Below are 14706 nucleotides of genomic sequence, written 5' to 3'. Positions count from 1 at the left end.
ACCTCGGTGATGAGCAAACTCTCAGGACTTCACGGGCCATGACCCGACGGGGAATCGCCGCGAGATTCTCCGGAGGGCGGGCGCAATTCGCCGCGGGAATCGTCGGGGATCACCGGACCGCGAATTTATCCACGCTCAGACATGCCCATTCCCGGCCGGCGCCCGCAGCGCCGCCGATACGTCGGCCAGCGCCGCGTCGGGGACCGTGAACGAGTTCTCGAGCAGGCTCTCGTCGTCGTTGATCAGCTCCGGGAACCGCCGCCCCGGCAGCACCGTCACGGCGAAGACTTCCTGCACGGCGGTCTCGAACCGCAGGAGCGCCACCAACCGGCCGCTCCTCAGGTCGATCGCGCAGACGCCGCAGGTCCGCTCCTCCGCCGTCAGCCGCTCGGTGATCGCGATGCCGCTGAAGACGGCGCTCTCGCGCACCTGCGACAGGCCCACGAACGCCAGGTTGCCGGCGAAGTCGACACCTCGGGTGAAGCCGGGAACCTCGGCGATCGGCACGTATTTGCCGGTGTTCGGGTCGATGTAGCCGAATGTCCCCGCGCCCGACTCGCAGACCCAGAGCCGCCCGCCGTACCACCTCGGCGAATGGGGCATCGACAGCCCGCGAGTGATCACCTCGCCCGAGGCCACGTCCATCACGATGCCGCCCCCGGCCCTGTCCGCCCGCCAGCCGGCCGGCGTGTCCGTCTCGCCCAGGGCCGTGACGTAGCGCGGGCGGCCGTCGACCATCCCCAGGCCGTTGAGGTGGCAGCGATCGGTCGGATCCAGCGCCGAGACGAACGGCGGCCGCCACCGCGGCGCGAAGCTGGCCGAGCCGTCGAGAGTGCAGAGGCAGGAGAAGCGGGTGTTGACGACCCAGAGTTCATTGCCGGCCCCCCAGGCCATCTCGTGGATCTGGATGTTGCCCGTGACGTGGCTCGAGCGGGGCAGGAAACAGGCGTCGTGGCGGCCCGGCGGCTCCAGCTTGGCCGTCACGGCCGGGACATCGACGAACTCCCAGACCTGGATCTTGGTCCCGACCGCCAGCCGATCGCCGGCCAGGGCCATGCCCATCGGAGACTGGAAGGCGCGGAAATGGGTGTTGAGGTGGTCCCCCTCGTCGCGGACCACGACCAGCTTGCCGGCCTGGTAGGTGGTCACCAGCAGCGACGCCCCGAGTTGCCGCAAGAGCGAGGGGAAGTTCGGCGTATGGACCGCCATCAGCGGCGGGGAGTCCTCTGCCACGGGCTGGGTCGATTCCAGCGCCGGCTCGACGGGGGAGGCTGCTGTCGTCATGGATCGGCCCTTCAGGGGGGAGAAATGCGACGTCGGGGCTCTCGAAGCCGCCTGGAGACGGACGGCGATCCGCTCGGCGCCACGCCATCGCGTGCACCGGTCCTGAGAATCGTCATCACGTCCCCGGACGGGCTTCGTCCTCTACTTGGGCATATCTACCTGTACTGCGGGCCCAGTCTGATTGGGGACCGAACCTTCGTCTAGGAAGCAAAACATAACGAAATAGTGCGCGTGGGCGGTGGCGATCGGGGTCGAGGCCCGAGGGATTTGTCCCCATTCCTTGCATTTCGCAGTATTCCACGTAGTATGAATGACATGTCACCACCCCCCGGGCAGGTGCCGAACCTCGTCGCGCGCGCCGCCGCGGGCGACCGGGAGGCCATCGCTAGGCTCCTGGAGCGATACCGAGAGCGATTGCGCCGAATGGTCGCGCTGCGCCTGGACCCAAGGCTCCTGGGGCGCGTCGACGCGTCCGACGTGATCCAGGAGGGCTATCTCGACGCGATCCGGCGGCTCGACGAGTTCATCCGCGACCCGTCTGTCCCGTTCTACATCTGGCTTCGCTTCCTGGTCGGCCAGCGTGTACAGGAGCATCATCGGCGGCACCTGGACACCCCCGGCCGCGACGTCGGCCGCGAGGTGTCGATCTACCGCGGCGCGATGCCCGGGGCCAGTACGGGTGCCCTGGCCGCCCGTCTCCTGGGCAAGCTGACCAGCCCCAGCGAGGCGGCGATCCGGGCCGAGCGGAAGATCCGGCTGCAGGAGGCCCTCAACCGCATGGATCCGCTGGACCGCGAGATCCTGGTCCTCCGTCATTACGAGCAGATGACCAACGGCGACGCCGCCGCGGCCCTGGGCCTGGACAAGTCGGCGGCGAGTAAACGCTACACCCGCGCGCTGGTGCGGCTCAAGGAGATCCTTGCCGCCCTGCCCGGCGAGTTCTCCGGTGAGGGACCATGAGCGAGCCGACCGCCGATCGCGACCCCTTCGAGGTGATCGCCGGATCGTTCCTGGCGCGGTATCGTGCCGGCGAGCGGCCCAGCGTCGAGGAATACGCGGCCCTCCACCCCGATCTGGCCGACCTGATCCGCGAGCTGCTGCCGGCCCTGGTGATGGTCGAGCGGGACCTGACGATCGATCGGGACCCCGTGCCGGCGGGCGTGCGGCGATCGCCGGCCCTGTCACCCGGCAACGAACGCCGGCTGGGCGATTACCGCATCCTGCGCGAGATCGGCCGGGGTGGGATGGGCGTCGTCTACGAGGCCGAGCAGATGAGCCTGGGCCGCCGGGTGGCGCTCAAGGTGCTGCCGGGGCAGGTCGCCCGCGACGGTGAGTCGCTGAAGCGATTCCGCCGCGAGGCGAAGGCGGCGGCGCGGCTGCACCATACGAACATCGTGCCGGTCTACGAGGTCGGCCACGACGGCGAGACGGCCTACTACGCCATGCAGTTCATCCAGGGCCAGGGGCTCGACCAGGTCATCGACGAGCTGGTGCGGCTCCGCGATCGCGGGCGGAAGCCCGACGTGGCGACCGGCCCCAGGCTCGCCGAGGCCGCCACCTCGCCCGGTGTGCCCGCGCCCGCGATCGGCCGGGTCGCGGAGTCGCTCCTGAGCGGCCAGATCGCGATCGAAGGGGCGGCACCGTCCTGTGATATCCCGCAATCCGACGCGGCCAACCGTGCAACGGGCGAGAAAATCGCCCGTGACCCGAACCCCGGCAGGGACTTCGCGACCGCGGAGACCGCTCCAATCGGGGCCGATACGACCACGCCCCCGGCGCCCTCGGCCTTGCTGCCCGGCGGGAGCCAGGTCTCGACGGCGTACCTCTCGAGCCGGCGGTCTCCGTACTTCGGGAGCGTGGCCCGGATCGGCCGCCAGGTGGCCCAGGGGCTGGCCTACGCCCATGCCAGCGGGATCGTCCACCGGGACATCAAGCCGAGCAACCTCCTGCTCGACCACGCGGGGGTCGTCTGGATCGCGGATTTCGGACTGGCCAAGGGGGATGACGAGGGGCTGACGCAAACCGGCGACATCGTGGGCACCCTCCGCTACATGGCACCGTGCCGGTTCCGAGGTGAAGTCGACCCCCGGTCCGACATCTACGCGCTGGGCCTCACGCTCTATGAGCTGCTCACGCTCCGACCGGCATTCGACTCCTCGGACCGGCTGAAGCTCATCGAGCAGATCAAGAACGCGGAGCCGCCGGGGCCCCGGGCCATCGATCCCAGGATCCCGCGGGACCTGGAGACGATCGTGCTGAAGGCGATCGAGAAGGATCCGAAGGCGCGGTATCAATCGGCCGAGGCGATGGCCGAGGACCTCCGCCGATTCCTGGCCGACGAGCCGATCCGGGCCCGGCAAGTGAGCACTCGCGAGCGCTACTGGCGGTGGGCCCGGCGCAATCCGGTGATCGCGGTGCTGGGCGGAGTGCTCACGGCCCTGATGGTCGCGGTGACGGCGGCCTCGCTGACGGCGGCATCCTACTTCAGGAACGCTGCCCAGCGAGAGTCGAATCTCGCGCGGCGAGAGCGACTGGCCAGCAACGAGATGAATCGGATCGCGGCGCGGGCCGAGGCTGAGAAGGAGATCGCCCAGCGGGAGGGCTACCGCTCGACGATGAAGCTGGCCGAGTCGATGCTGCAGGGCGATGACCAGGCGAGGTATCGCGTGGCGGACATCCTCTGGGGGGCCCAGCCCGAGTTGCGCGGCTGGGAGTGGGGCCATCTCATGGCCCGCTGTCCCCTGGAACGGTGGAGCCTGCAGACCAACCAGGGGGGGCTCGATAGCGTCGCTGCATCGGCCGACGGACGGCTCCTGGCGACCGCCGGTCGTGACGGAACCGTGGCACTCTGGGACAGTTGGACCCTCAGGGAACTCTGGCGGCAGACGACCGGTCGGGCGAGGAAGCTCGAGATCGATCCGCTGACCCGCCATGTCGGTGTCTGCTCCGCCGACTCGTCCCGGCCGCCCTTCCGGATTCTCCTCGTCGAGACGGGACGAATCGTGCACGAAGCCGCAGGCACCGGCGGCGCCGATATCGCGTTTGGGCCCGGCGGAAGAGATCTGTACGTCCTCCGTATCGGAGCGCCGCCGATCGGTCGCACGGCTCCTTCAGAGGGGACCCTCGAGCGGATTGTCACGGAGGGTTGGGAGCGGCGGGCGTCGGTGGTGCTGGCGCCGCTCCATCACCCAAGCGATTTGAAGGTGTTCGTGGATCTCGCGGGAGTGTATGTCGGAGTCCACGACGAGTTCATCGGCTTCGACGAGCACTCCGCCGCCGACCATGCGGTTCGTCTCTTCGATGCCCAGACCCTGCGACCCTCGGCCGATCTGGACCCGATCCTGCCCAGGTACAGTTCCACCATCAGGCCCGCGACACCCGTCCTTCACTCCGGATACGGTGAGGTCGTTTATTCGGATGGATTGAGGCTGCAACGCAACTCGCGGAGTGGGCCCTCACTTCACATCTCCCATCCCGGAATCATCAACTACCTCGCTTTTGATCCGCGATCCCAGCTCGGGCTCGCGGGGAGCCCCGACGGGACCGTCACGATCCGCGACGCCGATGGGGAAAGCCAGACCCTGTCGCATGGGTCGTCGATCTGCGGGTTAGCACGATTGCCCGACGGCCGCCTGGTCACCGGAGGGGTCGACGGGCTGCTCAAGTGCTGGACGCCGGGCCTGGTCGCCACACTCGCGATCGATACGAACGCGGAGCCCAGTTCCGCCCAGGCCGAACTCGTGGCATTCGCCGACTCCGGCGCCAGCCTCCTCTTTCCACAGAGGGCGAATTTCCACCTGTTCCGCACGAGCGACCTGACCTATCGCTCGTTCCCGCTCAAGGCCGTGGGGGATTACGCCGGCCAGGCCCTCCTGACCGAGCCGAAGACGAACGAACTGGTCGTCGCGACCGATGCGGGGCTCTCCTTCTACGACCTCCTTCACCAGGGGACGCGCCTGGTCGAGACGCGGTCGATCGACTTCCCGCGTCCCTATCACGCCGCCTTCGATGCCTCGGGCCGGATCCTCGTGGCTTCCAACCACGACCGCGAAGTGGCCGTGTTCGATGTGACCTCGAAGCGACGGTTGCCCGCTCCCGAGGCGCGCGGCCTGGGAGTCGTGTCGGTCAATCCCGGCGGCACGCGGGCGGCCCTGCTAACAGGTACAAGTTTGCAAGTCTGGGATGTGTCCACCGGACGACTGCTCAACCGCCTCGATGGTCCACTCGGCGCGGTGCAGACGGGGAAATGGGAGCGAGACCAACGTGTCCCGGTGTTCCATCGGGACGGAGACCTGCTGGCCTTCGTGGCGGAGGCGGAGGATACTCCTCCCCGCCTGATCCTGTGGGACACGGCCCTCGGGAAGTTGCGTTCGTCGGTCCAGGCGAGGCCGGGAGTCGGGTTCGGTCACCTGGCTTTCAGTACCGGCGGCGATCGACTTTTCGTGTGCGGCTCCAGGTTGTTCGTCTGGGACTGGCGGATCGGCAAGGAGCTCGTCTCCCTGTCGAGCCCGCATTACGCGGCCGTGAGCCCGGACGGCGTGACGATCGCCACCGCGGGCTGGAATCCAAGTTTGACCATCCTCAAGGCCCTACCATGGAGCAATCTGGCTCGGGGCGACGGCGACCTTTATCGTGCGGTCGATGATCTTTGGATGTATACCGCAGGGCTTCCCCGGTCGATCAAGATGACGATGGTAGCCGCGGGAAACCTCGACTCCGCGCTCGCCGACGAGGCGGAAATCCTCGGCGACATTCAGCGCCGCCACGGGCAAACCGCCGCGTCCATCCCGCATTACACCAAGGCGATTGAGATCCGTCAGAGCGTCGTCCTCGCTGATCCCGGGCAGGCCCGACAGCACTATCGGCTGGCAACGGCCTATGAGAAGCGCCTCGCGGTTGCCGCCGCGGACGATCCTGCCGCGGGCGCCACGGTGCTTCAACAAGCGGTCGATTACTGGCAGAAGCTGGCTTCCAAAGTTCCTCATCAAACGTCCGCCTGGCGACAATGCCTCGATTTCCAGCTCAGACTCGTGGATGCTCAGATCGCTCGAACTAGAATGGTCGCCCATGAATTGCTGTTGCCACACATCCGGTTCTGGTGCGAGTGGTCACGCAGAGGACCTCCCGATAGTCTGGTCCAGTATGCCCTGCACGAGTTCTGGGCGAGGATGGCCGTCGCTGCCCCGGGTTTCCTGGCCGACCGGAATGCCATCGACGATCTGGTCGACCGTCATTCGCAATTGCGATCCGTCATCGGCGAGCGATATGCTGCCGACCGGAACTGGGGACGAGCGATTGCGATCTTCAGCAAGCCGGTCACGGAGGGGTCGGGCTACGATCACGTCCGAAAACTCCTGGCCCTGGCCTGCGCAGGGCCAGGCAAGGATGTGCCGCCGATCGATGACGCCGCGAGGGCGAAACTCCGCCGACAGGCCCTCGACTGGTTGCAGGCCGAACTGGAAGCCTCGAACAGGCGCCTCGGATCTGCCCCGCCGCGGGATCTCCCGGACATGGCGCAGGCCTTCCGGTTCTGGAAGGAAGACCCTTACCTGGCGGGCATCCGCGAGGCCGAGACGCTGGCCCGGCTACCCTCGGGCGAGCAGAAGTCGTGGGAGAAGCTCTGGGCCGACGTCGATTCACTCCTGAACCGACTGCCGGCGCCCAAGACGGACGAGCCGAAGCTCGATCCGGACGACCCCGAGATGCTCGAAGGGATCCACTTGCGGGCGCATCAGTTGGCGCCCTCGAAGCCGAGCGAAGCCGAGCCCCTGTTCCGCCGGGCACTCAAAGCCTATCGCAGGTTGCAGGGGCCCGACGGTTCCTTGACCCTCGACCTGACACGGGACCTGACAGCCCTCCTCAATCAGTCCGGCCGCGGTGCCGAAGCCGAGCCACTGTTACGCGACGCGCTGGAGCAGCTCCGCAAGCAGTCCGGGCCCGACGAATTCCGCATGGCCGGGATCCTGGCGCCCCTCGGCCAGAGCCTCATTCAGCAAGGCAAATGGACCGAAGCCGAGCCCCTGCTGCGCGAGTGCCTGGTGGTTCGCGAAAACCTCCAGCCCGACGAGTGGACCACTTTCGCCACCCGCAGCCATCTCGGTCAGGCACTCCTGGGCCAGAACAAGTACGCCGAATCCGAGCCGCTGATCATCTCGGGCTACGAGGGCATGAAGGCACGCGAGGCCAGGATCCCACCCCAGAACAAGCAAGGCCTGGGCGAAGCCGCCGAGCGAATCGTCAAGCTCTATGACGCCTGGGGAAAGCCGGACAAGGCCGCCGACTGGCGGGCCAGGCTGGCGAGGCCGAACGAGGCCCCCAGGCCTCAGCCCTGAGCACGAGACGATTCGAGCCGATGAGGTTGGGTGGCACGGCACGGAAGGTCGGCGTGAGGCCCTCGCGCATGACGCTCGGGGCTCGCACGCCGTTCAAGACGTTCGGGCGATCCGCCGCCCACGAGGTTGAGGACGAAGCCGATCGCCGTGGTAGACTCCATTTCGAGGAGACGACATGGCAAAAGCTCAATCGACACACGGGACGATCGACGAGTACATCGCGTCGTTCCCGCCGGACGTTCAGGAGATTCTCCAGAAGATTCGGGTCACCGTCAGCGAAGCGGCCCCCGACGCGGAGGAAACGATCAGCTACCGGATGCCAGCATTCCGGCAGAAGACGATCCTCGTCTACTTCGCGGCCTTCAAGAATCACATCGGGCTCTATCCCCCGGTCAGAGGGGACCAAGCCCTCCTGGAAGCGGTCGCGCCCTACGCGGGGGAGAAGGGGAACCTCCGTTTCCCGCTCGATCAGCCGATTCCGTATGACCTGATCGGGCGGATCGTGAGGCTGAGAGCGGCCGGAGGCTCGACGAAATCGACGAAGAAGTAGGCCGGCCCACTTCGCGTCGTCGCCAGGGCGGACGTGGACGGCGAGAGGATCGCCCGGCGCTCATGCGCCGCCGACCTCACGATGCCGGAAGCAGCCAACGAGGTGGTCGTTCACCAACCCCGTCGCTTGCATCAGGGCATAACAGATCGTCGTGCCGACGAACGTGAAACCCCGCTTCTTGAGATCCTTGCTGATCGCATCGGAGAGCGGCGTCCTTGCGGGGATCTGACCGAGCTCGTGCCAGGAGTTCGCGACCGGACGCCCTTCGACGAACCGCCAGATGTACGGGTCGAAGCCGGAGAACTCTTCCTGCACGCGCAGGAACGCGCGGGCGTTCTTCACCGCCGAGGTGACCTTGAGCCGGTTCCGCACGATGCCGGGGTCGGCCAGCAGCGTCTCGACGCGAGCCTCGTCGAACCCTGCCACCGCCTCAGGGTCGAAACCCGCAAATGCGAGCCGATACGCCTCTCGCTTGCGGAGGATCGTGTCCCAACTCAACCCGGCCTGGGCTCCCTCCAGGATCAGGAACTCGAACCAGCGGCGGTCGTCGTGGACCGGCACGCCCCACTCCTGGTCGTGGTAGCGGATCGCCAGTTCGTTCTTTGCCCAGTCGCAACGGTTCATCACCCGGTTTCTCCGACGACCTTTTCGGACGCGCCCACGGCGGGCTGACCCGTGAAGTTCGGGCTAGCCGAGTCGTCGGCCCCGACGCCTCGAAAGAGGACGCTCAACGGCCTCCGGCGACGGCGGCGGATCTCCTGGCGATATGCCACGCCGAGCGGGAATTCCAGCTTGAGACGCAGCATTCAAGGGGCTCTATTCTGAGTCATCTCTTGCGACATAACCACCCCGGGAACACCCGAAAAATCAGCCCAAGGGAAGTCCTGAAATCACGACTCGAGATGGTCCGAACATCGACATTGAGTGTTATCTGGCTCGGGGTCGGGTGGCGGCTCTGCTGCTTTTCCAGGCTGGACGACGTGGGATCGAATCGACGACCGGCATTGCCATGTCCCGGCCTGCCCCGTCTCGTGGCATCGACCCTTGGCGGCTTCGCCCCTGGCCCGCTCCGACTCGCACGGCTGGCTGACGGCCCTTGCTGTGGCGGCTTGACCACGACGGCGCGAACGGTCGGCGTGCGGCCCGTGCGAATGGTGCACGGGGCTCGCACGCCGGTCAAGGAGCCCAGTTCGGCGAGGCGACTTCCCGGGGCTGGTGGAGCGATTTCGCTGCGCCCGCCGGGCTGGGCGACGAGGACGCGCATCCGGGGGCCGGCCGCCTGGTCCGTCGCGTGCGTGTCGATGCGAATGCGTGGTGAGGCGGGCGGGCCGACGCATCGAGCGTATGGGCCGACGATTCGGCCGCGGAGTGTCGGGGACTCGGCCGGCTCGCTGCATCCGGAAGCGACGGATGATATGTTATGTGTCTATCAAGTCTGCTAGACCTGGCCGCCCACTCTGTGATATTCTGACTTAGAATGGTCGAATGCTCTGAGTCGCGAAGCTGCGATTCTCCGAAGGACTTGAGTTCGGGAAGGGCCGGCGGCGAGCTGACTTTCCCTGAAGTTGACGCCAGTTCGCCTCGGCAATCTGCGCGGTAGGCCGACTCCGAGGTGGCCACGGGATCGACCAACATCCCGCTCTGCGCGATCGTTCTGGCCATCCACGTGCTCGATTCACTTCGGAAGCGATGTGGAAGGACCTTGCCGTGGTGGGCACAAACACCAGGGTGTGTCGGAGTTGGGCCCCAGGCACGATTGACGGGGCGAGGACCGACGCTTCGTGGACAAAGGCTCATTGTACGTTCGACGGATGGAAAGCGACCGTCGGCGGAGCCATCCTCTCGGTCGAGGGACACGGCGCCGGCGTCCTTGACGACCGGCGTGAAGTCATCCCCGAGCCCGATCGACGGACCGGAGTTGGCCGTGATCGGGACTCGACCGTGCCCGAAGGATCGACGGACCTCGATCCGCGTCACGAGCTACCCCTGGTCCTGATCATCGAGGACGACCCCGTCGAGGGGGATTCCCTGGCCGAGATCCTCGGCGGGCGATATCGCGTGGAGGTCGTCGGTGACGGGGACCAGGGGCTCGCACGGGCCGTCGAGGTGGTGCCCGCCCTCGTCCTCAGCGACCTGAAGGCGCCCGGCCTGTGTGGCGAGCGGCTGATCGAGGATCTGCATGCACGGTCGACGACGCGCGACGTGCCGGTCCTGGTGCTGGCCTCGGGTGAGGAAGAGATACTCCGGATGGCAACTCTCGCCGGGAATTCCTGGGACTTCCTGACGAAGCCCATCGTCGCCACCGAACTGCTCACGCGGGCGGCCAGGCTGGTGGCGGCAGGGTCGCGGGCACGATCCGAGCTCCGAATCGGTGCGGGGATGCTCGGCCGCTTCGTCGAGCGTCTGCCTCTGCCGCTGGGGTACATCGACCGGAACGGCGTCACCGCGTACCTCAACGACTGTTTCGTCGAACTCTTCGGCTACTCGAAGGTCGACGTACCGACGCTCGACGCGTGGTTGCAGGTGGCGTATCCCGACGAGGCCTATCGCCGGCAGGTGCGGAGCATGTGGACCGTGGCCGTCGAAGAGGCGGCCCACATGGGGGGCCGCATCGGTCCCGTCGAAGTCTCGGTGACCTGCAAGAACGGCCGCGTGCTCGTGGTCGAAATCTCGGGCGTCAGCGTTGACGATGGGATCCTCGCCTCGTTCGTCGACCGCACGGAGAAGAGACGGGCCGAGGAGGCTCTGGAACGCCTGTCGCAGCAGCGTCAGCTCTCGCTCGACGCCGCCCGGCTTGGGTGGTGGGTCTACGACCCGACGATCGGGGTCGCCTCCTATGACGCGCGATATCGCGAGATATTCGGCCTGCCCGGCGAGCGGCTTTCGATCGACGAGATGCTGGATCGCCTCCACCCGGACGACGTCGCCGAGGTCTGGGCCCGGGTCGAGGCGGCGCTGGGGCGGGTCGACTCGGAGCCGTATTCGATCGAGTTCCGCGTGATCCAGGACGACGGCTCCCTGCGCTGGGTGGTGTCGCATGGGCTGGCGGAGGTCGAGGTTGATGGTCCTGGGAGACGGGCCGCCCGGCTGGTCGGCACCGTCGAGGACATCACCGAGAGGAAGCGGATGGAGTCGCAGCTCCGCGAGACTGCCGATCGCTACAGGCTGGCCACCACCAGCGGTCGGGTCGTGACCTGGGAGGCGGGCGAGGACGCGGCGATTAGCCGGCTTGACCCGACTTTCTGGGAATGGGTGAGAATTGGCGAGGCGGGCGTCCCGGCGGACTTGAAGGGCTGGATCGCCTGGCATCATCCCGACGATCGCGAGAGTGTCGCCGCCGCGATCCTCGGCGCCTTCGAGGGACGATCGGACGAGATCTTCTTCGAGTTCCGCGCGACGCTCTGCGATGGTCACCTCGGCTGGTTCCAGTGTCGGGGCCGCGTCGAACGAGGCGAGGGGGGGCGTCCGATCGGGGCTGTCGGCTCGATCATCGACATCACATCCCGGAAGCGAGCCGAGGAGCGTCGGCACGAGAGCGACGAGCGATATCGGCTGGCGCTCGACGGCGCCGGCCTCGGCACGTGGGACTGGCATCTCCCCTCCGGCCGGCTGGACTACGACGCTCGTTGGGCCGGCATGCTCGGATATCGCCCCGAGGAGCTAGGGGGGCACATACAGGCCTGGGAGGATCTGCTCCATCCCGACGACGCCCCGAGCGTGCGCGAGTCCGTGAAAGAACACCTCGACGGGTTCAGTCCGGAATTCACCGCCGAGTACAGGCTCCGCCGCAAGGACGGTAGCTGGGCATGGATTTTCGACGTCGGCAAGGTCATCGCTCGAGACGCCCTGGGACGCCCCTTGCGCCTCTGCGGGGTCCATCAGGACATCACGGCGCGCAGGTCCGCGGAGGAGGCGCGGAGGGAGTCCGAGCGGCTGGCACGCTCCGTCCTCGACTCGCTCCGGACGTCGATTGCGGTCCTTGACGAGACGGGAGACATCCTCGCGGTCAACCGGAGCTGGCGTGACTTCGCCTGCGAGAACGGCCTGTTCGGCGACGCGTGCGACGGGAGGAACTACCTCCAGGTCTGCGACGCAGCGACCGGCGAGGACGCCGCCCAGGCGGCCGACTTCGCGGCCGGCATCCGCGACGTCCTGGCGGGACGCAGGCCGATGTTCGAGATGGAGTATCCTTGCCACTCCCCCTCCGCCCGCCGCTGGTTCATCGGTCGCGTCACCCCGTTCGTGGAAGGAGGACCGAGCCGGGCCGTCGTCGCGCATTCGGAGGTCACCTCGCTCAAGCTGGCGGAGCTCTCGCTTCGCGAGAGCGAGGAGCGATTCCGGACGGTCGTGGAGTCGGTGCCGGCGGGCCTCATCGTCGTCGATGCCGCGGGCCTGATCACGATGGTCAACGGCCGGTTCGTCGATTGGCTCGGCTATGAACGGGACGAACTCATCGGCAAGTCGATCGACATGCTGGTCCCCGAGTCCGCACGCGGCCACCACGAGCAGCTCCGCGGCCAGTTCACGGCCTCGCCGTTCCGTATGGATATGGGACATGGGCGCGAGCTCAACGCCGTTCGCAAGGACGGCAGCGAGTTCCCCGTCGAGATCGGCCTGAACCTCGTCCAGACCGATTCGGGGCCCATGGTGCTGGCGGCCGTCATGGACGCCACGGAACGTCGGCGGGCCGACCAGGCCATCCGGGCACTCAACGCCGAGCTGGAGCGGCAGGCCGCCGCGCAGGCGGCGGACGTCCACAAACTGGCGCGGATCATCGACTCCTCGACCGACTACATCGCCACGGCGACGCCCGAAGGGGTGCCGATGTGGGAAAATGAGGCCTTCAGGAGGATTCTCGGGATTCGCCCGGTCACCGAAGGGCTCCCGCGGTCCATCAAGGACTACCACCCCCCCGAGTCATCGGCCAGGATCATTCAGGAGGGAATCCCGACGGCCGTCCGCGAGGGGCACTGGCTCGGCGAGACGGAGGTGCTGACCGCCGCGGGCCGAGCCAGGCCCGTCTCCCAGCTTATCCTCGCGCACCGCGGGAATGACGGCGGCGTGGCCTTCTTCTCCACGATCATGCGAGACATCACGGAGCGGAAGGAGATGGAAGAGGCCCTCCGCCAGCGGTCGGAGGAGCTGACGCGCACCAACCTCGAGCTGACCCACGCCTCCCGCCTCAAGGACGAGTTCCTCGCCAGCATGAGCCACGAGCTTCGCACGCCCCTGAGCGCCGTCCTGGCCCTCTCCGAGTCGCTGGTCGAGGGCGTCTACGGCGCGATGACCGACGAGCAGGTCTCGGTCATCCGGGACGTGGAGAAGAGCGGTCGGCACCTGATGGGCCTGATCAACGACATCCTCGACCTGTCGAAGGCCGAGGCCGGGCAGATACGGCTCGACCCCATACCCACCAGCATCGACTCGATCTGTCAGGGGAGCATCCGGCTCGTGCGTCAGGCGGCCCAGTCCAGGAACCTGAGGCTGTCCTGCGCGACCGACGGCGGGGCGGACTCGATCCTCGCCGACGAGTTGCGGCTGAAGCAGATCCTGGTGAACCTCCTGAGCAACGCCGTGAAGTTCACGCCGGAAGGGGGGGCCGTCGGCCTCGATGTGAAGGCGGACAAGGCATCCCGCTCGCTCACATTCACGGTCTGGGATACCGGGATCGGCATCCGGGAGGAGGATATGAAGATCCTCTTCCAACCGTTCCGCCAGATCGACAGCCGCCTGTCCCGCCAGTATACGGGGACCGGCCTGGGGCTGGCGCTCGTGGAGAAGCTCACGGCCCTGCATCACGGCGTCGTCTCGGTGGAGAGCGAGCCCGGTCGCGGGAGCCGGTTCATCGTGACCATCCCGTGGGAGCCCTTCGACGAGCCCGAGGAGTACGACCCCGGCCGGGCAACGGCCTCCCCTCCGCTCGAGGCACGACCGACGCGCTCCGCAGGCCTCGCGAGCGGGGAAGCCGCGGGCGAGGCTCCGGAGCCGGAACCACCGCTCATCCTCCTTGCCGACGACGACGAGCTCAACCGCAAGCTGATCTCCGACGTCCTCGTCGCGGCCGGCTACCGGGTCTCCCAGGCTCGCGACGGGGAGGAGGCGATCCGCATGGCTTCCACGCTCCAGCCGCGGCTGGTGCTCATGGACATCCAGATGCCCGGGATCGATGGGCTCGAGGCCATCCGTGTCCTGCGTTCCGCCCCGGAGACCCGGACTCTCCCCATCGTCGCCCTCACCGCCCTCGCGATGTCGGGCGACCGCGAGCGCTGCCTGGATGCGGGGGCCGACGCCTACCTGAGCAAACCCATGACTCTCAGGGAGCTGCGTCGGGTCGTCGCGGAGCTCGTCTGACGTCGGGGCCGCGACGGGCCCTCGGCCCGGACGCACCGGGATCGGGGCATGCCTCGGCGGACCTCGCGAGGTTCTTGCCCCGGTTGGCCGGGCGGGACGAGTCGACGGCCGGGCACTTGCGGGTCGGGAGGAGTCGTGAAAACCCCGAAATCCGTCATGAGCACGAAGGATCCGCTAGAGTACAGTTAG

The 14706-nt window shown here is 67.4% G+C and carries 7 protein-coding genes; 4 read left to right on the top strand and 3 right to left on the bottom strand.

What is annotated here, in order from left to right:
- Window positions 1-135 precede the first annotated feature (135 nt).
- Entirely contained in the window at window positions 136-1284 is a 1149-nt protein-coding gene (locus G6O54_RS27520; protein WP_165230642.1) for a TIGR03032 family protein, read from the bottom strand.
- Window positions 1285-1590: 306 nt separating this feature from the next.
- Here G6O54_RS27520 and G6O54_RS27515 point away from each other — a divergent pair, with 306 nt between their 5' ends.
- The 3 genes from G6O54_RS27515 to G6O54_RS27505 all read left to right on the top strand — a co-directional run bounded on the left by G6O54_RS27515 (window position 1591) and on the right by G6O54_RS27505 (window position 8166).
- The gene (locus G6O54_RS27515) at window positions 1591-2244 is read left to right on the top strand and encodes a sigma-70 family RNA polymerase sigma factor (protein ID WP_369432158.1); all 654 of its coding nucleotides are present in this window, start codon (window positions 1591-1593) and stop codon (window positions 2242-2244) included.
- Complete coding sequence (locus G6O54_RS27510) at window positions 2241-7616, top strand: WD40 repeat domain-containing serine/threonine protein kinase (protein ID WP_165230636.1); 5376 nt, start codon at window positions 2241-2243, stop codon at window positions 7614-7616. Before G6O54_RS27515 ends, G6O54_RS27510 begins: the two co-directional genes overlap by 4 nt.
- Before the next feature lie 175 nt (window positions 7617-7791).
- Complete coding sequence (locus G6O54_RS27505) at window positions 7792-8166, top strand: iron chaperone (RefSeq protein ID WP_165230633.1); 375 nt, start codon at window positions 7792-7794, stop codon at window positions 8164-8166.
- A gap of 60 nt (window positions 8167-8226) precedes the next feature.
- Here G6O54_RS27505 and G6O54_RS27500 read toward each other — a convergent pair whose 3' ends face one another.
- Both G6O54_RS27500 and G6O54_RS27495 read right to left on the bottom strand, forming a co-directional pair.
- A complete protein-coding gene (locus G6O54_RS27500) occupies window positions 8227-8790 on the bottom strand; it encodes a DNA-3-methyladenine glycosylase I (RefSeq protein ID WP_165230630.1) in 564 nt (187 codons plus the stop codon).
- On the bottom strand, window positions 8790-8972 hold the full coding sequence (locus tag G6O54_RS27495) for a hypothetical protein (protein ID WP_165230627.1): 183 nt from the start codon (window positions 8970-8972) through the stop codon (window positions 8790-8792). The genes G6O54_RS27500 and G6O54_RS27495 overlap by 1 nt, the downstream gene beginning before the upstream one ends.
- Before the next feature lie 1135 nt (window positions 8973-10107).
- Here G6O54_RS27495 and G6O54_RS27490 point away from each other — a divergent pair.
- A complete protein-coding gene (locus tag G6O54_RS27490; RefSeq protein ID WP_165230624.1) occupies window positions 10108-14517 on the top strand; it encodes a PAS domain S-box protein in 4410 nt (1469 codons plus the stop codon).
- The last annotated feature ends 189 nt before the right edge of the window (window positions 14518-14706 follow it).

Origin of the sequence: Aquisphaera insulae, from assembly GCF_011064615.1 — a bacterium.
Lineage (GTDB): Bacteria > Planctomycetota > Planctomycetia > Isosphaerales > Isosphaeraceae > Aquisphaera > Aquisphaera insulae.
The sequence above is the reverse complement of the archived record's forward strand: the minus strand, read 5'-3'. Positions and strand labels throughout refer to the sequence as shown.

Bases quoted from the DNA above. Each gene is read 5' to 3' on its own strand.
- G6O54_RS27495 (WP_165230627.1), bottom strand. From the start codon at position 8,972: ATGCTGCGTCTCAAGCTGGAATTCCCGCTCGGCGTGGCATATCGCCAG.
- G6O54_RS27510 (WP_165230636.1), top strand. From the start codon at position 2,241: ATGAGCGAGCCGACCGCCGATCGCGACCCCTTCGAGGTGATCGCCGGA.
- G6O54_RS27505 (WP_165230633.1), top strand. From the start codon at position 7,792: ATGGCAAAAGCTCAATCGACACACGGGACGATCGACGAGTACATCGCG.
- G6O54_RS27500 (WP_165230630.1), bottom strand. From the start codon at position 8,790: ATGAACCGTTGCGACTGGGCAAAGAACGAACTGGCGATCCGCTACCAC.
- G6O54_RS27515 (WP_369432158.1), top strand. From the start codon at position 1,591: ATGAATGACATGTCACCACCCCCCGGGCAGGTGCCGAACCTCGTCGCG.
- G6O54_RS27520 (WP_165230642.1), bottom strand. From the start codon at position 1,284: ATGACGACAGCAGCCTCCCCCGTCGAGCCGGCGCTGGAATCGACCCAG.